At 66.8% G+C, this 20,430-nt stretch carries 20 protein-coding genes; 9 read left to right on the top strand and 11 right to left on the bottom strand.

The window, feature by feature from the left end; all coding sequences use genetic code 11:
* Positions 1-28: 28 nt before the first annotated feature.
* The 3 genes from IEV87_RS04985 (at position 29) to serS (ending at position 3,213) form a co-directional block, all read left to right on the top strand.
* Positions 29-1,018 carry a diacylglycerol/lipid kinase family protein gene (locus tag IEV87_RS04985; RefSeq protein WP_229737429.1) on the top strand — a complete coding sequence of 330 codons (990 nt, stop codon included), beginning with the start codon at positions 29-31 and terminating at the stop codon, positions 1,016-1,018.
* Positions 1,015-1,854 carry a metallophosphoesterase family protein gene (locus IEV87_RS04980; RefSeq protein WP_188476557.1) on the top strand — a complete coding sequence of 280 codons (840 nt, stop codon included), beginning with the start codon at positions 1,015-1,017 and terminating at the stop codon, positions 1,852-1,854. The genes IEV87_RS04985 and IEV87_RS04980 overlap by 4 nt, the downstream gene beginning before the upstream one ends.
* Positions 1,855-1,923: 69 nt before the next feature.
* Positions 1,924-3,213 (top strand): serine--tRNA ligase, encoded by a 1,290-nt coding sequence (serS, locus tag IEV87_RS04975; protein ID WP_188476556.1) that lies wholly within the window; start codon positions 1,924-1,926, stop codon positions 3,211-3,213.
* Between the two features lie 72 nt (positions 3,214-3,285).
* Here serS and IEV87_RS04970 read toward each other — a convergent pair whose 3' ends face one another.
* The 5 genes from IEV87_RS04970 to IEV87_RS04950 all read right to left on the bottom strand — a co-directional run bounded on the left by IEV87_RS04970 (position 3,286) and on the right by IEV87_RS04950 (position 8,487).
* Positions 3,286-3,525, bottom strand: coding sequence for an EF-hand domain-containing protein (locus IEV87_RS04970; protein ID WP_188476555.1), 240 nt, complete (start codon positions 3,523-3,525; stop codon positions 3,286-3,288).
* A 284-nt stretch (positions 3,526-3,809) separates the two neighbouring features.
* Complete coding sequence (locus IEV87_RS04965) at positions 3,810-4,658, bottom strand: dioxygenase family protein (RefSeq protein WP_188476554.1); 849 nt, start codon at positions 4,656-4,658, stop codon at positions 3,810-3,812.
* Positions 4,659-4,809: 151 nt separating this feature from the next.
* Positions 4,810-6,279: a ribosome biogenesis GTPase Der gene (der, locus tag IEV87_RS04960; protein ID WP_188476553.1), complete on the bottom strand. Its 1,470-nt coding sequence runs from the start codon at positions 6,277-6,279 to the stop codon at positions 4,810-4,812.
* A gap of 94 nt (positions 6,280-6,373) precedes the next feature.
* On the bottom strand, positions 6,374-7,756 hold the full coding sequence (locus tag IEV87_RS04955; protein ID WP_229737427.1) for an outer membrane protein assembly factor BamB family protein: 1,383 nt from the start codon (positions 7,754-7,756) through the stop codon (positions 6,374-6,376).
* Between the two features lie 41 nt (positions 7,757-7,797).
* Positions 7,798-8,487 carry a hypothetical protein gene (locus tag IEV87_RS04950; RefSeq protein ID WP_188476552.1) on the bottom strand — a complete coding sequence of 230 codons (690 nt, stop codon included), beginning with the start codon at positions 8,485-8,487 and terminating at the stop codon, positions 7,798-7,800.
* A gap of 233 nt (positions 8,488-8,720) precedes the next feature.
* Between IEV87_RS04950 and IEV87_RS04945 the strand changes: the two genes are divergently transcribed.
* Together IEV87_RS04945 and IEV87_RS04940 are read left to right on the top strand one after the other, a co-directional pair.
* The gene (locus IEV87_RS04945; RefSeq protein WP_188476551.1) at positions 8,721-10,025 is read left to right on the top strand and encodes an efflux RND transporter periplasmic adaptor subunit; all 1,305 of its coding nucleotides are present in this window, start codon (positions 8,721-8,723) and stop codon (positions 10,023-10,025) included.
* On the top strand, positions 10,022-13,594 hold the full coding sequence (locus tag IEV87_RS04940; protein ID WP_188476550.1) for an efflux RND transporter permease subunit: 3,573 nt from the start codon (positions 10,022-10,024) through the stop codon (positions 13,592-13,594). Before IEV87_RS04945 ends, IEV87_RS04940 begins: the two co-directional genes overlap by 4 nt.
* Positions 13,595-13,693: 99 nt before the next feature.
* Here the strand turns inward: IEV87_RS04940 and IEV87_RS04935 are convergent, their stop codons facing one another.
* The 4 genes from IEV87_RS04935 to IEV87_RS04920 form a co-directional block, all read right to left on the bottom strand.
* Positions 13,694-14,569 carry a DMT family transporter gene (locus tag IEV87_RS04935; protein ID WP_188476549.1) on the bottom strand — a complete coding sequence of 292 codons (876 nt, stop codon included), beginning with the start codon at positions 14,567-14,569 and terminating at the stop codon, positions 13,694-13,696.
* A complete protein-coding gene (fabG, locus tag IEV87_RS04930; protein ID WP_188476548.1) occupies positions 14,569-15,306 on the bottom strand; it encodes a 3-oxoacyl-[acyl-carrier-protein] reductase in 738 nt (245 codons plus the stop codon). Before fabG ends, IEV87_RS04935 begins: the two co-directional genes overlap by 1 nt.
* A 66-nt stretch (positions 15,307-15,372) precedes the next feature.
* On the bottom strand, positions 15,373-16,314 hold the full coding sequence (fabD, locus tag IEV87_RS04925; RefSeq protein ID WP_188476547.1) for an ACP S-malonyltransferase: 942 nt from the start codon (positions 16,312-16,314) through the stop codon (positions 15,373-15,375).
* Positions 16,315-16,382: 68 nt separating this feature from the next.
* The gene (locus IEV87_RS04920; protein ID WP_188476546.1) at positions 16,383-16,976 is read right to left on the bottom strand and encodes a TetR/AcrR family transcriptional regulator; all 594 of its coding nucleotides are present in this window, start codon (positions 16,974-16,976) and stop codon (positions 16,383-16,385) included.
* Positions 16,977-17,021: 45 nt separating this feature from the next.
* Here IEV87_RS04920 and IEV87_RS04915 point away from each other — a divergent pair, with 45 nt between their 5' ends.
* Positions 17,022-17,495, top strand: coding sequence for a VOC family protein (locus IEV87_RS04915; RefSeq protein ID WP_188476545.1), 474 nt, complete (start codon positions 17,022-17,024; stop codon positions 17,493-17,495).
* Between the two features lie 4 nt (positions 17,496-17,499).
* On the opposite strand, the gene IEV87_RS04910 is transcribed toward IEV87_RS04915, so the two are convergent.
* Positions 17,500-17,781 (bottom strand): hypothetical protein, encoded by a 282-nt coding sequence (locus IEV87_RS04910; RefSeq protein WP_188476544.1) that lies wholly within the window; start codon positions 17,779-17,781, stop codon positions 17,500-17,502.
* A gap of 331 nt (positions 17,782-18,112) precedes the next feature.
* On the opposite strand from IEV87_RS04910, the gene rpsF reads away from it, so the two are divergent.
* From rpsF to rplI, 3 genes are read left to right on the top strand one after another with little or no spacing between them, the layout of a single operon-like run.
* Positions 18,113-18,469: a 30S ribosomal protein S6 gene (gene rpsF / locus IEV87_RS04905; RefSeq protein WP_188476543.1), complete on the top strand. Its 357-nt coding sequence runs from the start codon at positions 18,113-18,115 to the stop codon at positions 18,467-18,469.
* 29 nt (positions 18,470-18,498) lie between these two features.
* Complete coding sequence (gene rpsR, locus IEV87_RS04900; protein WP_188476542.1) at positions 18,499-18,726, top strand: 30S ribosomal protein S18; 228 nt, start codon at positions 18,499-18,501, stop codon at positions 18,724-18,726.
* Positions 18,727-18,737: 11 nt separating this feature from the next.
* The gene (gene rplI, locus IEV87_RS04895) at positions 18,738-19,355 is read left to right on the top strand and encodes a 50S ribosomal protein L9 (protein ID WP_188476541.1); all 618 of its coding nucleotides are present in this window, start codon (positions 18,738-18,740) and stop codon (positions 19,353-19,355) included.
* A gap of 240 nt (positions 19,356-19,595) precedes the next feature.
* Here rplI and IEV87_RS04890 read toward each other — a convergent pair whose 3' ends face one another.
* The gene (locus IEV87_RS04890; RefSeq protein WP_188476540.1) at positions 19,596-20,405 is read right to left on the bottom strand and encodes a glycosyltransferase; all 810 of its coding nucleotides are present in this window, start codon (positions 20,403-20,405) and stop codon (positions 19,596-19,598) included.
* Positions 20,406-20,430: the final 25 nt, after the last annotated feature.

The raw sequence follows: 20,430 nt of genomic DNA, 5'->3' as shown, positions 1-20,430 counted from the left end.
CACGACACAGTAACGGCCAGGACCGGACATGACCCTGATGACCCAGCCCCCCTCCGCTCCGGACCAGGCCGCCCCGGTCCCTGACCGCGCACGCAGCATCTGCGTGATTGCCAATCCCGGCTCGGGCAAACGAGACCCGGACCTTTTCGACGGGATCCGCAGAACGATCTGCGAAGGCGATCGCCGCTGCGACCTGCGAGAAGCCGCAAAGGGCGACTCCCTCGAAAAACTTGCCCGGCAGGCCGTCGACGAAGGGTTTGACGTGGTCGCCGCCGCGGGCGGGGACGGGACGATTGCCGCCGTCGCCTCCGCCATCTTCAAGGCCCGCGACAGCCGTGACACGCTTCCCGCGCTTGGCGTGATCCCCCTCGGCACCTTCAACTACGTCGCCCGGTCCCTCGACCTGCCGCTCGAAGACCCCTCCGCTGCGGCCCGCCTGCTGCTGGATGCCCCTGCCCGTCCCTTTGCGATCGGAGAGGTGAATGGCCGCGTATTCCTCAACAACGCCTCGCTCGGGGCCTATCCGGCGATCCTCGATCAGCGCGAAGGCATCTACCGCAAATGGGGCCGATCCCGCATTGCCGCTTACTGGTCGGTGATCCGCGCGCTGTCCACGCTTGGCAAACCCCTGTCCATGCAGATCGAGGCCGACGGGAAGCGCATCCGCAAGAAATCCCCGCTCGCCTTCGTCGCCAATTCCTCCTACCAGATCGAACAGTTCGACCTGCCCGGCGCGGAAGATGTCCGAGATGGCCGTTTCGCGTTGTTTGTCGCCCCGGACACCGGGCGCTTCCGAATGATACTTTCCGCCATCCGCCTCGCCGGCCGCACCGCACGCCTTGGCCGTGACATGGAACTTTTCAGCGGCGAAAGCGTCACCATCTCCACCCGCCAGTCCCGCCGGCTCGTCGCCTTCGACGGCGAGAAGGAGGAGATGGACAGCCCGTTCCGTTTCCGCGTGCATCCCGACATCCTGCGCGTCATCGCCCCCGATCCGGTCCGCACGCCCGAAGCATGACCCTGCGACTGATCCACCTGTCCGACCTGCACTTCGGCCGCGACCGGCCGGAGCTCATGCGCCCGCTGCTGGCGACGCTCAACAGCCTGCGCCCCGACATCGTCGCCATTTCCGGCGACCTGACGCAGCGTGCACGTTCCAGCCAGTTCCGTGCCGCGCGTACTTTCATCGACCACATCTCTGCCCCCGTGCTCTGCGTGCCAGGCAATCATGACCTGCCGGTCCATCGCCCGTTCCGGCGTTTCTTCCGGCCCTTCTCCAACTACATCCGCCATATCTCCGCCGATCTGTCCCCCGCCTGGATGCATCCCGACCTCGCCGTCATCGGCATCAACACCATGTCGCCCTGGCGCTGGCAGACAGGATGGGCCACCCGGCGCGAGATCCGCGAAGCCGCCCGCCACTGCCTGTCGGGCCCCGCGCATCGGTTGAACGTCATCGTGGCGCATCACCCCTTCGAACTGCCCGGCGACAGTACGAAATCCCCGATGATCAACGCGGAATGGGGCCTGAAGACGCTGGCCGAAGCCGGCGCCGACATCATCCTCTCCGGCCACCTGCACCGCTGGCGCGTGGTCTCCCCGCCCGATCCGGACGCCCCGGCGGTCCTGCAGATCCATTGCGGCACAGGCCTGTCCAACCGCAACAGGGGCGAGCCGAATGACTTTGCGGTGATCGACATCGGCTCCGACACCTCCGACAGCGACCTGACCGTGACCCGATGGATCGCCACCGCGCAGGATGTCTTTGCCGCGCAGGATACCGTGCGCTTTCACCGCGGCCCCGACGGCTGGCAGAGCCCTGCGCCGCTGCCGGGCGATGTCATCCCCGCCTGAACGGTTTTGCAGCGCCGGAAAATCCGCCATAAGCGGGCGCACGACCAACCGATTCCGGGAAACAGAGACATGCACGACATACGCGCCATCCGCGAAAACCCTGCCGCCTTCGACGCCGCCCTGGCCCGTCGCGGAGTGTCCGCTGTCTCCTCCGAGATCCTCGCGCTCGACGAAAAGCGTCGCGCCTGCATTCATGCCGCCGAATCTGCCCAGGCCGAAAACAACGCCGCAGCCAAACAGGTCGGCGCGGCCAAGGCCAAGGGGGACGAGGCCGAATTCGAACGCCTGCGCGCCGCCGTCGCCGCGTCCAAGCAGCGCGTCGCCGACATGCAGGCAGAGGCGAAGGACCTGGATCAGCAGCTCACGGACCTGTTGCTGACCATCCCGAACCTGCCCTACGACGACACGCCCGACGGCGCGGACGAGGCCGACAACGTGGAGCTCCGCCGCGAAGGCACGCCGCCTACCTTCGACTTCACCCCGCTGGAGCACTACGAGATCCCGGCCGTCAAAAACGGCATGGATTTCGAAACCGCGGCCAAGCTGTCGGGCGCGCGCTTTGTCGTGCTGTCCGGCGGTGTAGCCCGCATCCACCGGGCGCTCGCGCAGTTCATGCTGGACACCCATACCGGCGAAAACGGCCTGACCGAAACCTGGACCCCGGTCCTGGTGAAAGAAGAGATGATGTTCGGCACCGGCCAGCTGCCCAAGTTCGGCGAGGACAGCTACCAGACCCGCGAGGGCTGGTGGCTGGTTCCGACGGCCGAGGTCACGCTGACCAACATCGTCAACGACACCATCACCGACGAAAGCCACCTGCCCCGCCGCTTCGTGGCCCACACCCAGTGCTTCCGTTCCGAGGCCGGCAGCGCGGGCCGCGACACCGCCGGTATGCTGCGCCAGCACCAGTTCGAAAAGGTGGAGATGGTCTCCGTCACCCATCCCGACCACAGCCGCGCCGAACTCGACCGCATGACGGACTGCGCGGAGGGCATCCTGCGCCGCCTCGGCATCGCCTTCCGCACCGTGGTCCTCTGTACCGGAGACATGGGCGCAGGCGCGCGCCGGACCCATGATATCGAGGTCTGGCTGCCCGGACAGAACACCTATCGGGAGATCTCCTCCTGTTCGGTCTGCGGTGACTATCAGGCGCGCCGGATGAACGCTCGCTACCGCCCGAAGGACGGCAAGCCGGAATATGTGCACACGCTGAACGGCTCCGGCTTGGCCGTCGGTCGCGCGCTGATCGCGGTGCTGGAGAATGGCCAGCAGGCCGACGGTTCCGTGAAACTGCCGGAGGCGCTGCACCCCTGGCTTGGCGGCAAGACTACGCTCGCTGCCGACGGCACCCTCGTCTGACCGGAAAAGGGCCGCACCCGGTCACCCGGATGCGGCCCGACGGGGAGGGAGAAACCCGTCACATCATGCGCATCAGCCCGCGGCCAGGACGCCTGCGTCCACCGCATCGGCCAGTTCGGCCTCGCTCACGTCGCCGCTGGTGTCGGTATCGATCTGACCGAAGATCTCGGGCGTCAGGTCGGGATAGACCACCACGAGCTCCGAAAGCGAATAGGCCCCGTTCCCGTCCGTGTCCTGAACCATCGTCTCGGCCAGCAGCGGCGTCGCCGCCAGCCCGAGGATCGCGGCGGTGAGGGTGAGTGTCTTGGTCATCTGTAGTCTCCTGTTTTCAGGTTTGCGACGGCGTGTGTGTTCCGTCGCCAGCCAAGGTGGCGACATGAGGATCGCACCGCAACCCACTGGCACACCGTCATGAAACCGAATCGCATTTTGCGCACGACCCCGCCGGTTTCCATAGTTTTCGCCAGCCGGAAGCCGCCGCCGTGACAGCCCCCGTTTCGCCGGGCGGCAGGCTCCCGCCACACCTTCGGCGGCGCACCGCAGCTTCAAGGCCCGGCTCGGACCGTGCGCAGGCCAATGGCGGAAAGCGGCCCGCCTCAATCGCCCGCGCGCTGCGGCTTCGGCCCGCCTGGCGGCGGTGCCATGACCCGCCGTTCCGCCGTGAAATCCACCGGAATCGTCAGCGTACCGGCGAACCCCTCCGCAACGCTGCCGCGCATCACCAATGTCTGCTGCGCGATTTCCGCCGCGGAGTTGTCGCCAAACACATTGTCCCGCGCGATGCTGATCCGCCCGAGATTGCGCGTACCATCCTCATAGCGCACATCCCCGGCGTAGACCGCCGCAGACACGTCCTTCGGCAGCGCCATCTGTGCCGTCAGGACAGAAGCCTCACCGCTTACCGCGGCCTCGGCGGAGCGGAACACCTCGAAATGGATATGGGGCCAGCGCCCGTCGTAGCAGCCCGGCACAATGGTCCGGAACCGCACCGCACCCGAGCCATCCGCAATACCGACACCGCGAAGGAAATTCTCCTCCGCCAGATCGTAGAGCGAATAGCGCCCCTCTGCGTCGCAGTGCCAGACATAGATCGCATGCCCAGCCAGCGGACCGCAGCCCGCCGCGTCGACCAGCGACAGCTCCAGCGTCAGGTCCACGCCTTCGGCCACACCATTGCGCCCGTTGAAGGAGCCGCGGATATCCTCCCGCACCACCCCGGCCTCGGTCAGAGCGTTGACCACCTGACCGGATCGCGCGTTGCTCCCGTCCGCCGGATAGGGCCCCGCCGTCTCCCACGGAAGCGCCACGCAATCGAGCGCCGCAGCGGGTCCCGCCGCACCGGCCAGCCCGAGCGCGCCCAGTATCCCCAGCATCCGCCGCCGCCCGATCAGACGCGGAAGGTCGTGCGAAAATCCAAGATCATGTACGTGCGCGTCATGGGTCATATCTGTCTCCTTGGCTGGGTGCCTCAGGAGATCAAACGCACACCCTCACTCTTTCCGTCGCCGCGATGCAGAAAAAATCACGCAACTTCATCTTGCCGGAAATACTCCCGCCGGAGGCGCACCCCTCCGCCCGCGCCTTGGCCGATGCGGTCTAGCCAAGATGCTTGCGCAACCGCGACGGCGTGGACTTTTTGCGGCCCTTGTAGGGGTTCTTCTCGGCCTGCGACCGCAGATACAGCCGGATCGGCACACCCGGCATGTCGAAATCCGCGCGCAGCCCGTTCACCAGGTACCGGGTATAGCTCGCCGGTACCGCTTCGGGATGAGAGCACATGATGACAAAGGCTGGTGGACGCGTCTTGGCCTGGGTGACGTAACGCAGACGGATCCGGCGTCCACCCGGCGCGGGGGGCGGATGCTGTTCCAGCATGCCGATCAGCCAGCGGTTCAGCTTTGCTGTCGAAACGCGCCGGTTCCATACCTCATGCGCCGTCCGTACTGCCGCCTGCAGCCGGTCGAGCCCCCGTCCCGTCCGCGCCGACACGGTCACCAGCGGCGCGCCACGCAGTTGCGGCAGAAGCCGCTCGAAAGCCTCGCGCAGGTCGCGCAGCTTGGCCTGCTTGTCGTCCTCGAGGTCCCATTTGTTCACCGCGATGACCACGGCCCGACCCTCGCGTTCCGCAAGGTCGGCGATCCGAAGGTCCTGCTGTTCGAACGGAATCGCCGCGTCCAGCAGGACGACGACGACCTCCGCAAATTTCACCGCGCGCAGCCCGTCCGAGACCGAGAGCTTCTCCAGCTTCTCCTGCACCTTCGCCTTCTTGCGCATGCCCGCCGTATCGAACAGCCGCACCGGCAGCCCGTCCCAGTCGACGCGGAGCGAGATCGAATCCCGTGTAATTCCCGCCTCCGGTCCCGTCAGCAGGCGTTCTTCGCCGAGGATCCGGTTGATCAGCGTCGACTTGCCCGCGTTCGGGCGCCCGACGACCGCCACCTGCAACGGACGTTCGTCGGAAGGACGCCAGCTTTCGTCCTCCTCCGGTTCCTCGTCCACATCGGTGTCCATTTCCGGCGCGATGCCCTCCGCCTCCATCCGTCGGGCGTCCTCACGGGCCTGCGCGGCAAAGCGTTCCGCGATCGGGTCGAGAACCGCCGCGAGGTCGCTCATCCCCTCGCCATGCTCCGCAGACAGGCGCACGGGTTCGCCAAGGCCCAGTTCGTAAGCCTCCAGCAGACCCGCCTCGCCCGCACGCCCCTCGGCCTTGTTGGCGGCAAGGATCACATGGGCGGACCGGCGGCGCAGGATCTCCGCGAACACGTGGTCAGAGGCCGTGACCCCTGCCCGCGCGTCGATCACGAACAGGCAGACGTCTGCCATGTCCACCGCCCGCTCCGTCAGCTTGCGCATCCGACCCTGCAGGCTTTCGTCGGTGGCCTCTTCCAGCCCCGCGGTGTCGATGACGGTAAACTTCAGGTGGCCAAGCCGCGCCGCGCCCTCCCGCAGATCGCGCGTCACCCCGGGCTGGTCATCGACCAGCGCCAGCCGCTTGCCGACCAGACGGTTGAACAGGGTCGACTTGCCCACATTGGGCCGTCCGACGATGGCGAGTGTAAAGGACATGGGTCCTCCGCTGATCCCCCGCGAAACGCATCCCCACCCCCTGCCAGGGGAGGGTCAGGGAGGGGGTAAGCCGCCCCGATAGCCTATTCCGCGCTCAACGGAAAGCCAGCAACTGGCCCTTCTGCGACACGACATACAACGTCCCGCCCGCGACCACGGGGTTGGAGCTCGCCCCGCCCGGAATTGCCACCTGCCCCACGGTCGCACCGGAAGCCGGATCGAAGAAGCGCAGCACCCCGTCGCCCGAGGCCACGACAAGCCGCCCCCCGGCCATCACCGGACCGTAATGGGCATAGACGTCGCGCTGGCGGCGCGGCCGGTCCTTGACGAACAGCGGCAGCTTGTGGCCCCAGACCCTTTCGCCGCTCGTCGCATCGACGCGCACCACCTCGTTCAGATCCGAGACCAGGAAGACGGCATTGCCGGCGGCCCAGACCGGGGACATCGGCCCCTCCCTGGTCTGCCACAGCCGTTCGCCGGTCTCGGCATCCAGTGCCACCATCGCGCCCGACTGGACGCCGGTGTAAAGCCGCCCGCCCGACATCACCGGATCGCCGGAAATGTCGCCGACCGCCGACTTGGCATAGCCGCGCCGGCGCCCCGCCACCACGGCACCCCACTTGCCGACGCCTTCGGTCCGGTCCACCGCCTGCACCTCTCCCGAGGCATGGGCGAAGACCACCGTGTCGCCGTAGACTGCCGGGGCAGGTCCGCCGATCAGGCTGTTGCGACTTGGCGTGCCGCTGATCTGCCAGCGCACGCGGCCATTGGCGACGTCGATGGCCCAGGCCGTCGCGTCACCCGAAATCACGTAGACCAGGTCCCCGGCCACGGTCGGCGTGCCGGTCCCCGTCGCGTCGAGGTCCTGTTCCCACAGGATCGCGCCCGAAGCAGGGTCCAGAGCGGTCAGCAGCCCGTAACCCGTGGACACGAACAGCCGCCCGCCGCCATAGGCCAGGCCACCCGCCGTCGCGTCGCCCGCATTGTCCGTCGGCGGCACGAGGCTGCGCGACCAGAGCGCCCCGCCCCCCGTCGACACCGCCGTCACGTTGGCCGCACTGTCCAGCGTGAAGACCCGCCCCTCTGCCACCACCGGGTCGCCGGTGATGCGGCCCTTGCGTCCGTCACCTGCGCCGATATTCGCGGACCAGATCAGTTGCGGAGAGGCCGAGAGCGCCGCGTTTTCGATCCGCGTTGCCGGGCTGCCCGCGCGCTGCGTCCAGCTGGCGTTGGACACCGCAGCCGGAATCGCCACGGGTTCGGACCGGTTCACCGGGTCCACGTCGCTCTCTGCCGGCTGGTCCGACAGGATCGCATCCACCGACTCGCGCTTGCCGGGCAGGATATCGTCGCGTTCCGCGCAGCCCGCCGTCATCGCGATGCCCGCGACCAGCATCAGCCGGAGGGCCAGAGCCCGCCCCGTCAGTCCGGCCAGCCCGCAAAGGCCCGCCCGGTCCGCCACAGATTGCATGGTCATTCCCTGCGCCCCCAACCCTTCTTGTCCTTGATCCGTCACGGCTATTCGGTCGTTTCCGCCGCGCCGGCCTGTTCGTCGGCAATACCCGGAGTACCGCCAAGCACCACAATCATCTGAGAAACCCTGCGAAGCAAGTCCGGTGTCGCCCCCGCCTCGTCCAGCAGCGCCTGCAGACGGGTCAGGGCCTCTTCCTCGTTGCCCTCGGCAACGTAGGTCATGGCGACCTGTTCCAGGGCCATCAGGCGCAGCGGCGCACCCGGCGCGGCCAGATCCTCATAGGCGGACCGCAGCGCCGCAGGCTCCATCTCGTCGCCGGTCAATGCCAGCAGACGGAAGCTGGCGAGAGATCGGTAGATCAGCGGCAGCTCTCCGTCCGCGGCGATCCGGCGGTACAGGTCCGCCGCCGCCGCTTCGTCCCCGCCCTGGGTCAGTTCGGCCGCGCGCATGAAATCTCGTACCGCCGCCGCCCCGGGCGACTCCGTCGCCACCGCGTCCAGCGCCGTGGCCCGTTCCGCCGGCACGCCCTGCTCGAGCGCGGTCAGCATGGCATCGCCAAGCGCCTCAGCCTCCGCCGTCACGCGCGCCTGCCGGATCTCGTACCATGTGGCGCCGCCGACGATGACGATCACGGCCAATACGGCGATCCAGCCGTATTTCTTCATCCTTGCGAAGAGCTTGTCCCGGCGGACCTCTTCCGTGACTTCATCAATGAAGGAATCCGACTGGCTCAAGGGTAACTCCGTATTCTGGTCCGGCCCGTCTTACCCTGTCGTTCCCGGCCTGCCAAGGCCACCTGCCCGACCTGCGATTTCGCGCCGCAAGGTCGCAGACGCCGTATGCGGCATTGCAGCAATGCTGTCTAAACTGTATAGTTCAGAAATATGCTGCGGGGGGCTTGTAAATCCGTTTTACATTGCTACTTCGGAGCAAACGAGTTTAACGCACCACCAGGGTCATAAGTTCCATGCGCCTCATCCCGATCATCACGGCGATACTGGTCACCGCCTTTCTTTACGGAATTATCATCGAACGCGACGCGGTCATGGCATTCGCCCGCGGCGAAGGCATCGAAACCGCCGTCGCCATCGCGAAGGATGACCCCGCAGCAGCGGAAACCAAGGCCGCAGCACCGGCAGAAGCTGCCGTAGCCCCCGCCGTGGAAGAGGCCGCGGAACAGAAGGCCCCGGCCCACAAGCCGGTCAAGGTCGTCACCATCATGTCCGAGGCGCGCGTAATCGACAGCGCTGTCATCCTGCGCGGCCAGACCGACTCTGCCCGCAGCGTGGAACTGCGGGCCGAAACCGCCGGTACCGTGATTTCCTCTCCGATCCGCAAGGGTGCTCAGGTGTCCGAAGGAGACCTGCTCTGCGAACTGGACCCGGGCACGCGAGAGGATTCGCTAGCCGAGGCCGAGGCGCGTCTCGCCGAAGCCGTGGCCTCCGTCCCCTCCGCCGAGGCCCGCGTTGAGGAAGCCAAGGCCCTGCTGGCGGAAGCCGAGATCAACCGGAACGCCTCCGAGAAACTGTCCAAGGGCGGCTTCGCTTCCGACACCCGCGTCGCCTCTGCCGAGGCCTCGACCCGCTCCGCCGAGGCCGCCGTCGCCCAGGCCGAGGGCGGACTGGCCACCGCGCAGGCCGCCATCCGGTCCGCCGAGGCCGCCGTCGCCTCTGCCAAGCGCGAACTCTCCCGCACCAAGATCCACGCCCCTTTCGGCGGACTGCTGGAGGATGACACCGCCGAACTCGGCTCTCTCCTCCAGAACGGCGGACTCTGTGCGACGGTGATCCAGCTCGATCCCATAAAGCTGATCGGCTATATTCCGGAAACCGAAATCGGCCGGGTCGAATCCGGCGCGCGGGCGGGCGCACGGCTCGCCGCGACCGACCGCAAGCTCATGGGACAGGTGACCTTCCTCTCCCGTTCCGCCGATCCGCAGACCCGCACCTTCCTTGTGGAGATCGAAGTCCCCAACCCCGATCTCAGCATCCGCAGCGGCGAAACCGCCGAGATCGCAATCGAGGCCGCGGGCGCGCAGGCACACCTGGTTCCGCAGTCCGCCCTGACCCTGAACGATGAGGGCGCGCTTGGCGTGCGTACCGTCGAAGCGGGCGATATGGCCGGTTTCCACGCCGTCAAACTGGTGCGCGACACCGCCCAGGGCGCCTGGGTCACCGGACTGCCCGATACCGCGCAGGTCATCGTGATCGGCCAGGACTATGTCATCGACGGCGTGCCCGTCGCCCCCACGCTTAAAGAGGTCTCCGAATGACCGGGATCATCGACTGGGCCGCTGCGCGCGCCCGCATGGTGCTTGCCTTCATCGTGCTCTCTCTCGCCGCCGGGGGGCTGGCCTACGCCACCCTGCCGAAAGAAGGCGAGCCGGACATCGAGATCCCCGCGCTTTTCGTCTCCGTCCCCTTCCCCGGCATTTCTGCCGCTGACAGCGAAACCCTGCTGGTCAAGCCGATGGAGACGGAGCTTTCGGACCTCGACGGTCTCAAGAAGATGACCGGCACGGCGGCGGAAGGCTACGCCGGGATCGCGCTGGAATTCGAATTTGGCTGGGACAAGTCCAAGGTCATGGCCGACGTGCGCGACGCCATGTCCACGGCCGAGGGCAAGTTCCCCGACGGGTTCGAGAAATACACGATCAACGAAATCAACTTCTCCGAATTTCCGATCATCATCGTCAACCTGACCGGCGACGTTCCCGAACGCACCATGGCGCGGGTCATCAAGGACCTTCAGGAACAGGTCGAGGGCATCGACTCCGTTCTCGAAGCCGGGATCGCGGGGAACCGGGACGAGATGGTCGAGGTCGTGATCGACCCGCTGCGGCTGGAAAGCTACAACGTCACCGCCGGCGAACTCATCAACGTCGTCCAGAACAACAACCTGCTCATCGCGGCGGGAGAGGTCGAAACCCCGACCGGCACCTTCTCCGTCAAGATCCCCGGGTCCTTCGACGAACCGCGTGACATCTACTCCCTGCCGGTGAAACGCAACGGCGACCGGGTCGTGACACTTGGCGACCTTGCCGACATCCGCCTCACCTTCGAGGACCGGCTCGGCACCGCGCGCTTCAACGGCGACCGCACAACCGCGTTGCAGGTCGTCAAGCGCAAGGGCTTCAACCTGATCGACACCGCCGCAGAGGTGAAGCAGGTCGTTGAGCAGGCGCAGGCCGACTGGCCCGAGGAACTGAAAGCCGCCGTCACCGTGGGCACGTCGAACGACCAGAGCCGCGTCGTCGGTTCCATGGTGTCCCAGCTTGAAGGATCGGTGCTGACCGCAATCGCGCTGGTGATGATCGTCGTGCTCGCCGCGCTCGGCCCCCGCCCCGCGCTGCTGGTCGGCTTCGCGATCCCGACCTCCTTCCTTCTGTGCTTCGTCCTGCTTGGCCTCATGGGCGTGACGATTTCCAACATCGTCATGTTCGGCCTGATCCTCGCCGTCGGCATGCTGGTCGACGGGGCCATCGTTGTGGTCGAATACGCCGACAAGCGCATCTCCGAAGGCGTCGGCCCGATGACGGCCTATACCGAGGCCGCCAAGCGCATGTTCTGGCCCGTCGTGTCCTCCACCGCGACGACGCTCTGCGCCTTCCTGCCGATGCTTTTCTGGCCCGGCGTTCCGGGGGAATTCATGGGCATGTTGCCCGTCACCCTGATCTTCGTGCTCTCCGCCTCGCTGGTTGTCGCACTGGTCTATCTGCCGGTCATGGGCGGGGTTACCGGGCGCTTCTCCCGCACCCTGTCGCGCATGTCCGCATGGCTGACCCGCGTCGCGCCGTGGTGGCTGCGCGCACTGCTGGTTCCCGCCGCGCTCTACCTCGTCTTCCTCGGCGCGATGGAGACGGTGAATCCCGGCTACCTCTTCGGCGGCGAGATGCCGGCAGAGGGGTTCATGGCCTTCCTTCCCGGCTTCGTGATCTTCTGCCTCGGCGCATTCGCGGCCTCCGTGACCATCGGCGCCGCCAAGATCGAATGGCGCAAGCCCCGGGTGACCTCCGGCCACCGCCGCACCGCCTTCGGCATGTTCATCAAGCTGCTCGCCGGCAACCCGATCATGCCGCTGGTCGTGATCGCGGGCGTCGTCGCCTTCGTGCTCACCACGTTCCAGGTCTACGGCGCGAACAACAAGGGCACCGAATTCTTCGTGGAATCCGAACCCGAACAGGCCATCGTCTACGTCCGGGCGCGCGGCAATCTCTCCCTCACCCAGAAGGACGAACTGGTGCGCGAGGTCGAGGAGGTCGTGCTGAAACATCCCGGCGTTCTCAATGCCTTCGCCTTTGCCGGTGACGGCGGCCTGAACTCCAACACCGGCGGCGCGCAGCCCCCGCTCGACACCGTCGGGCAGGTCCAGCTGGAAATCATCCCGTGGGAAGACCGCCGCGATCGTCCGGAACTGGACGGCGACCTCGTCATCGCCGAACTGACCGAACAGATCGCTGAGATCCCCGGCATCCAGTCGGAAATCATCGCCCCGAACATGGGCCCGGCCTCCGCCAAGCCCGTGCACCTGCGCATCATGGGCGACGACTGGGACCCGCTGCGCGAGGCGACCGCCATGGTCCGCGCGAAGTTCGAGGAGCTCGACGGCCTGCGCCTGATCGAGGACACGCTGCCCCTGCCAGGCATCGACTGGCAGATCGACGTGGACGTGGAAAAGGCCGGACGCTACGGCGCCGACGTCGCCACGGTCGGCGCCATGGTGCAGCTTGTCACCCGTGGCCTGCTGCTCGACACCATGCGCGTCGACACCTCGGACGAGGAGATCGACATCCGCGTCCGCCTGCCCGAGAGCGATCGCGTCCTGTCCACCCTCGATACGCTCAAGGTCCGCACGACCGAAGGCCTCGTGCCCCTTTCGAACTTCATCACCCGCGAGCCGGTGGCGAAACTGGCCAAGATCGACCGCATCGACCAGAAGCGCTTCTACGACGTGAAGGCCGCCATAGCTGACGGCCTGACCACCGAAACGACGGACGACGAGGGCAAGACCACCACGGTTCCGATCACCGCCAACGAACGGATCGAAACACTCACCAAATGGCTTGAAACCGACCCGCTGCCCGCCGGCATCACCTGGGAATGGACCGGCGACCAGGCCGATCAGGAGGAATCCTCCGCCTTCCTCGGTCAGGCCTTTGCAGGTGCGCTCGGGCTGATGTTCATCATCCTGCTCGCGCAGTTCAACTCCGTCTACAACTCCGTTCTGGTGCTGCTGGCCGTGGTCCTTTCGACCACCGGCGTGCTGATCGGCATGCTGGTGATGGACCAGACCTTCTCCATCATCATGACGGGGACGGGGATCGTCGCGCTCGCCGGGATCGTGGTGAACAACAACATCGTGCTGATCGACACCTTCCAGGAATATTCCGCCTACATGCCCCGTATCGAGGCGATCATCCGCACGGCCGAAGACCGGATCCGCCCGGTTCTGCTGACCACGATCACGACGATGGCGGGCCTTGCTCCGATGATGTTCGGCCTCTCCCTCGACTTCTTCGCGGGCGGCTATTCCATCGACAGCCCGACCGCGCTCTGGTGGAAGCAGCTGGCGACGGCAGTGGTCTTCGGCCTTGGCGTGGCGACCGTGCTGACGCTGGTGGTGACTCCCTCGCTTCTGGCGCTGCGGGTCTGGTTCTGGACCTACGTCCGCTGGTTCGCGCAGCTGCTCGCCCGTCTCTCCTTCGGCCGCGGATCCCGTGCTGCGGAGGACTGGGCCCTGCGCCGCGCCGCCCGCCGGACAAGGGCACCGGAACTCATCTGGCCGATCGAGACCACCAGTCCCGACCAGCCCCCCGCGGCCGCCCTGCGCGCTGCCGAGTAAACCAGGCTGTCATCCTCGGGCTCGCCCCGTGGATGACATGCCGCAACAATGCCCGGATCAAACCCGGGCATGACGTTGCGCCTGTTCGGCGACGTGATCCTACTCCACCAGCCGTCCCGGCCGCCGTCGCGCTGGCCACTCGCCCAGCACCATCCCGACGACGATCAGCGCCCCGCCGACGAATGCCGCCAGCGGCAGCCGCTCCCCTGCGATCCGTCCGATGATCGCCGCCCAGACCGGCTCCCCCGCGTAGATCAGGGTCGACCGGGTGGCCGAGACGCTCCGCTGCGCCCAGTTCATGCCAAGCTGGATCGCCGCGCTGGCCAGCCCGAGGCCCGCCGCGAACCAGAAGATGCGCCAGTCCCACACCGGCAGCGCCTCTCCCGCGATGCCCATGCTGGCAAGGCAGACCAGCGCGGCGACAGCCAGCTGAACCACCGTCACCCGGGCCGCGTCCACCTGCGGCGCGAACCTCGAGATCAGGATCACCTCACCGGCGATGGCCAGCACCGACAGGATCGTCACCGTCTCGCCGAAGGAAAACCCGATCCCCCCCGCTTCCGGCCCCGCGATCAGCATCAGCCCGACCGTCGCAAGCGCCACGCCAACCCAGGTCAGCCGCCCCGGCGGCCGCCCGAGCACGATCCATTGCAGGACCGGAACCAGCGGCACGTATAGCGCGGTGATGAAGGCGGACTTGGAGGAAGGAATGCTCTGCAGCCCCACGGTCTGAAGCCCGTAACCTGCCGCGATGGCCACGCCGATCCACGTCCCGGCGACAAGCTCGATCCTCCGCAGCCGCATCAGCCGCCGCCCCGCCAGTGCGCCGAGGATAACCGCCGCCAGTACAAAGCGCAGGCCAACGAAGAAAAGCGGCCCCGACCATGTCAGGGCCGTCTGCACGGCGAGGAACGTCCCGCCCCAGATGAACGTGATACCGGCAAGGACAACTTCCGGTCTGACCCGGAAGGGCATCAGAGCATGGCCATCCCGCCGTTGACGTGGATCGTCGCGCCGGTCACGTACCCGGCTTCCGGCGAGGCGAGGTAGAGCACCGCCGCCGCGATCTCCTCCGGCGTACCCATGCGGGCCGCGGGGATCTGCACGTTAATTTTCTCTTTCTGCTCATCCGTCAGCTTGTCGGTCATCGCGGTCGCGATGAACCCTGGCGCCACGCAGTTCGCCGTGATCCCGCGCGAGGCGACCTCATAGGCGATCGACTTGGTCATGCCCACCATCCCGGCCTTTGATGCGGCATAGTTCGCCTGCCCCGGATTGCCCGTCGCCCCGACGATAGAGGAGATGTTGACGATCCGACCCCATCTCGCCTTCATCATCGGCCGCATCACGCCCCGGCAGAGCCGCATGGTAGAGGTCAGGTTGACCTCGATCACCTTCGCCCAGTCCTCATCGGACATGCGCATGAAAATCTGGTCCTTCGTCACCCCGGCATTGTTCACCAGAATGTCGAGTCCCCCCATGGCCTCCACTGCCTGCTTGGGCAGCGCCTCGACTGCCTCGGCATCCGACAGGTTGCAGGGCAGCACATGCGCCCGCTCGCCCAGGTCCGCAGCCAGAGCCTCCAGCGGTTCAACCCGCGTGCCCGACAGCCCGACAACCGCACCTGCGTCGTGCAATGCCTTCGCGATCGCCCCGCCGATGCCGCCCGATGCGCCCGTCACAAGCGCCGTCTTTCCCGTCAGATCGAACATCGTGCCCGTCCCCTTCATCTTGCCAGATATACTCAAACCTGCGCCGCGCCCGCCGCGCGGCACGACTTATCCGTTCAGCGCGGCCGCCGCGGCCACGACATCCTCGGGCGTGCCGACAGCGCGACAGGCGATCTCCTTGTCGATGCGCCGCACCATGCCGGACAGCGCCTTGCCGGCGCCGATCTCCCAGATCTCCGTGACGCCCTGCGCGCCCATCCACGCCACAGACTCCCGCCAGCGTACGGACCCGGTCACCTGCTCTACCAGCAGCGACCGGATGGTCAGCGGATCGCTCACCGCAGAGGCCGTCACGTTGGCGACAAGCGGCACCGCCGGCGCCTGCATGTCCACGTCATCCAACGCCTCGGCCATGACCGTGGCCGCCGGGGCCATCAGGGCGCAGTGGAACGGCGCCGACACCGGCAGCAGCATCGCCCGTTTCGCGCCCTTCGCCTTGGCGATCTCCACCGCCCGCTCCACCGCCGCGCGGTGACCCGAGACCACCACCTGCGAGGGATCGTTGTCATTGGCCGCCTGGCAGACCTCGCCCTGCGCGGCCTCCTCAGCCACGGCCCGCGCATCCTCGAACCCCATGCCAAGCAGCGCCGCCATGGCGCCGACGCCAACCGGCACCGCCTGCTGCATGGCAAGGCCGCGCGTCCTGAGCAGACGCGCCGCGTCGCCGACCGACAGCGCTCCGGCGGCACAAAGGGCGGAATATTCCCCAAGCGAATGTCCGGCCACGAAGGCCGCATCGCTCACCGACACGCCTTCCGCCTCAAGCGCGCGCATTGCCGCGAGCGAGGTCGCCATCAGCGCGGGCTGCGCGTTCTGCGTCAGGGTCAGTGTGTCCTGCTCCCCCTCCCAGATCAGGGAGGAGAGATTTTCGCCAAGCGCCGCATCGACCTCGTCGAACACCGCCCTTGCCGCCGGATAGGCCTCGGCCAGGGCCTTGCCCATACCGATGGTCTGGGCCCCCTGTCCGGGAAATACAAATGCACGGCTCATGTCACGCTCCCCTCGTCTGGTGCGGCGGGGATAGCGGCTGCGCGGGGTCATGGCAATGACCCGATGCGTCAGTCCTGCGGCGGGGCCAGCCCCGCCAGCGCCATCGAAACCACGGCTTCGGCCATCCCGTCGCTCAGCGGCGCATGGCCAAGCAGGACGCGGAAGACCAGCGGGCCGTAGATCATGTCGAGCAGCGTCTCCATATCCGCAGGCGCGGTGAGTTCCCCGCCTGCGATGGCCCGCTCCAGCACCGCCCGTCCGCCGGCGCGGGACTTCAGGATCACCTGGCTCCGGAAGGCGCGGGTCATCTCGCTGTCGGGATCGGCGGCGGCCAGGGCCACCGCGATCTGCCTGCCGCGCCGTGTGGCGAAGACCTCGGTCAGCCGCCGCATCTGGTCGGTCAGGACCCGGCGCACATCCCCGCGGGTTTCGGCATCCGCCACATCCTCCGGCATCAGGGCCGCCAGCGCCAGTTGCTGCGCATTGGCCCAGTGGCGGTAGATCGTCGGTTTGCCGACACCCGAACGCGCCGCCACCGCCTCGACCGACAACCGCCCAAAGCCCTCCTCCGTCAGGATCGCCCGCGCGGCAGACAGCGCTTTCCTGCGCGCGGTATCGCTCGGCGGGCGTCCGCGGCGCGGGGGCGTCTCCTCTTGACTCATTTCTTTACGATCCGTAACGTAAATTAAGCATCGGAAGGAGACCGCATGGATCAGCCCCTGTCAAGCCAGCGCGCAGAGGCACTGCCGCAGGTCACGCCCTACCTGGTGACCTCCCCCGCAAGGGAGGCCATCGCTTTCTACACCGCCGCCTTTACGGCGACCGAGGACTTCCGCATGACCGACCCGGTCGACGGGCGCATCGGCCACGCAGAGCTGAACTTCGGCACCACCCGCATCATGCTGGCTGACGAATACCCCGAGGTTGGCGCGCTGTGCCCGGACAGCATCGGTGGCAGCCCGGTCACGCTTCACCTGATGGTGGCGGATGTGGATGCGACGGTAGCCCACGCCGCGACGCTAGGTGGCACCGTCCTGCGCGCGCCGGCGGATCAGAGCTTTGGCGAACGCAATGCGCTGCTGCTCGACCCGTTCGGGCATCGCTGGATGATCGCGCAGATGATCGAGGAGGTCACGCCAGAGGAGATGCAGGCGCGCTGGAACGACTCAGCAGACGCCTGAACGCTCAGAAAGGCCGCAGCATGTCCCGGCGACGAACCCCGCGCCGGACCGACCGCAGGGCCAGCCACGCGACGAAGCCGATCAGCGCCAGACCCGCGACCAGCGCAGTCACGACAGGCGCGTAGACCGTCAGCAGGATCGCCACCGCAAGCAGTCCCACCCCGGCCAGAACGCCGTCCAGAGGGCGCAGACCCGAAGTGCGTTGCCCGCGCGGGCGCGCGACAGGATGCAAAGGAGTGTAGATTCGCCCCGCGGAAGCGGGAACGGATTGATAAATGTCGGCCATCTGCTCATCTTCTCCTGGGCGCCGGTCTCTTTGGTGGACCAACTGCCGTGTATTATGCCTTGTCTGGTGCAATCATGGCGGGAATTGCGGCGCAATTGTGGCAAGCTCCACCCCAAGCCCGAACGCGGACAGCAAGGCCGCCCTTGCAGAATTGCACGCCCCCTGCCGTCGATCCGCCCGCCCTGCAGCATCCCGGCTTGCCCCGCACCCCGATCCGCGCTAAAGGGGCGCTTCCTTCCGCATATCGTTTGAACCGCGCGGACTCTCGTGGATGGGCCGCGGAAGGACATGGCCCTCCTATGAAACGCGCCCTGACAGAAGTGGAACCCGCATGCCGCTCTACGAGCATGTATTCATCGCGCGCCAGGATCTTTCCAACGCGCAGGCCGAAGGCCTCATCGAACACTTTGGTACTGTCCTGTCCGACAACGGCGGCAAGCTGGTCGAGCACGAGTACTGGGGCGTCAAGACGATGGCCTACAAGATCAACAAGAACCGCAAGGGGCACTATGCCTTCCTGAAGTCGGACGCGCCCGCCGCGGCCGTTCAGGAGATGGAGCGCCTGATGCGCCTGCATGACGACGTGATGCGCGTCCTGACCATCAAGGTCGACGAGCACGAGGAAGGCCCCTCCGCCCAGATGCAGAAACGCGAAGAGCGCGACGACCGTCGCCGCGAACGCCGTTGATCCAGAGCCTGAGGAAAGGATACTAACCCTTGGCCACCAAACCGTTTTTCCGCCGCCGCAAGGTCTGCCCGTTCTCCGGCGACAACGCGCCGAAGATCGACTACAAGGACACCCGCCTGCTGCAGCGCTACATCTCCGAGCGCGGCAAGATCGTGCCCTCGCGCATCACCGCCGTGTCCCAGAAGAAGCAGCGTGAACTGGCCCGCGCAATCAAGCGCGCGCGCTTCCTCGCCCTGCTCCCCTACGCCGTGAACTGAGGAGCCGACCGATGGATGTCATTCTTCTCGAACGTGTCGCCAAGCTTGGCCAGATGGGAGACGTCGTCTCCGTCAAGCCCGGCTATGCGCGCAACTACCTGCTTCTCCAGGGCAAGGCGCTGACCGCCTCCAAGGAGAACATCGCCGCCTTCGAAGGCCGCAAGGCCCAGCTCGAAGCCGACAACCTTGAAACCAAAAAAGAAGCAGAGGCGCTGGCCTCCCGTCTCGACGGCGAAACCTTCGTGGTGATTCGCTCCGCATCGGACGGCGGCAACCTCTACGGCTCCGTCACCCCGCGTGACGTCGCCCAGACCGCGACCGAGGCCGGCTTCCGGGTCGAGCGCAAGCAAGTCGTCATCCCGATGCCGATCAAGGAACTGGGTCTGCACAAGGTCGACGTGACCCTGCATCCCGAGGTCGAGGTTCAGATCACCCTGAACGTCGCCCGCTCTCCCGAAGAGGCCGAACTCCAGGCCTCCGGCAAGTCCATCCAGGACCTCGCTGCCGAGGAAGAGGCCGCAGCGGAATTCGAGATCGCCGAACTGTTCGACGACATCGGCTCCGCCGCTTCGGACGACGACGACCAGCCGGCCCCGGCCGCAGCAGCGTCGGACGACGAAGAGAACTGATCCGTCCCGACGGGACGCCGAAGCGCCGCCCGGAGCGATCCGGGCGGCGTTTTTTTTTGGCAGGCGTGCGACCCGGTTTTAGCGAGACACATTGGCCGAAAGGCGACTCATGCGGTCACGGACAAGCGCCGGGTTGGAAACCCGGCCTACGCAAACGGACAGGTCCGTGCGTCTATCCAGTAGGCCGGGCTTTCAGCCCGGCGCCCCAACCCCAACTCCGCACGACGGCCCTCCAGCCCGTCACCCCGCCGCCGTCACCACCTCCGGCGAAAGCATCTTCCGCAGCAAGGGAAACCGCGCCAGCAGTTCGGGCATGTCCTCCGGCTTCACCGGGTATTCGTCGTTCACGATCGCCCGGCTGTCGTTCGCACCGTGAACGGCCCGGATGTAGTACGGCTTCAGGTCGTTGTAGACGAAGCTCGCATGGCTGCGCGCCAGCTTCTTGTGGGCGATCCCGTAAGGCCCGGCGCGCGTTCCCGCCGGGGACACCAGCGTCAGCCCGAGGTTGGTATAGGGCACGTCCCGTGTGAACAGGTCCGGATAGGGGTCGCCCGGTTTGAAGACGAGGCTGACCCCGCGCGACATCGACAGGTAGAAATGCGTCTGCTCCGCCGGAAGACGCTGCCGCATCAGAGCCGCCTCATCACGGATCTTGCCGATGAAGTCCGTCGACAGGGCATCGTCGTCATCCAGCACGATCTGCAGGATGGTCTGGTCCGGTGCGAAGTGCTCCTTGTTGAACCGCATGAACTGGCGATGCGCGGAGGAAGGCTTGCGCGCGATCACCTCTGCCCGGTCGCCGAGCATGTCGCCGACGAATTCGGTCAGCGCGGTCAGATGCGGGCGCGGCAGGTCGGCAGAGGTCAGCACCACCAGTCCGAAGTCCCGGTCCTGCTGCGCGACCAGCGACGGCATCGCGATCTGCTGGAGCAGGTTGAACCGGTGCTGCAGCCGCCCCGGATCGAACAGCAGATCCATCTGCTGGCTGGCGTCGGAACGCCATCCGGACTGGCCGAAGAACGAATACCGCATCTGGACAATGGGAAACACGAAGAATGCGCCTGCAGGTTGTATC

It is taken from the genome of Primorskyibacter flagellatus (genome assembly GCF_014638275.1).
GTDB lineage: Bacteria > Pseudomonadota > Alphaproteobacteria > Rhodobacterales > Rhodobacteraceae > Pseudooceanicola > Pseudooceanicola flagellatus_A.
The sequence above is the reverse complement of the archived record's forward strand: the minus strand, read 5'-3'. Positions and strand labels throughout refer to the sequence as shown.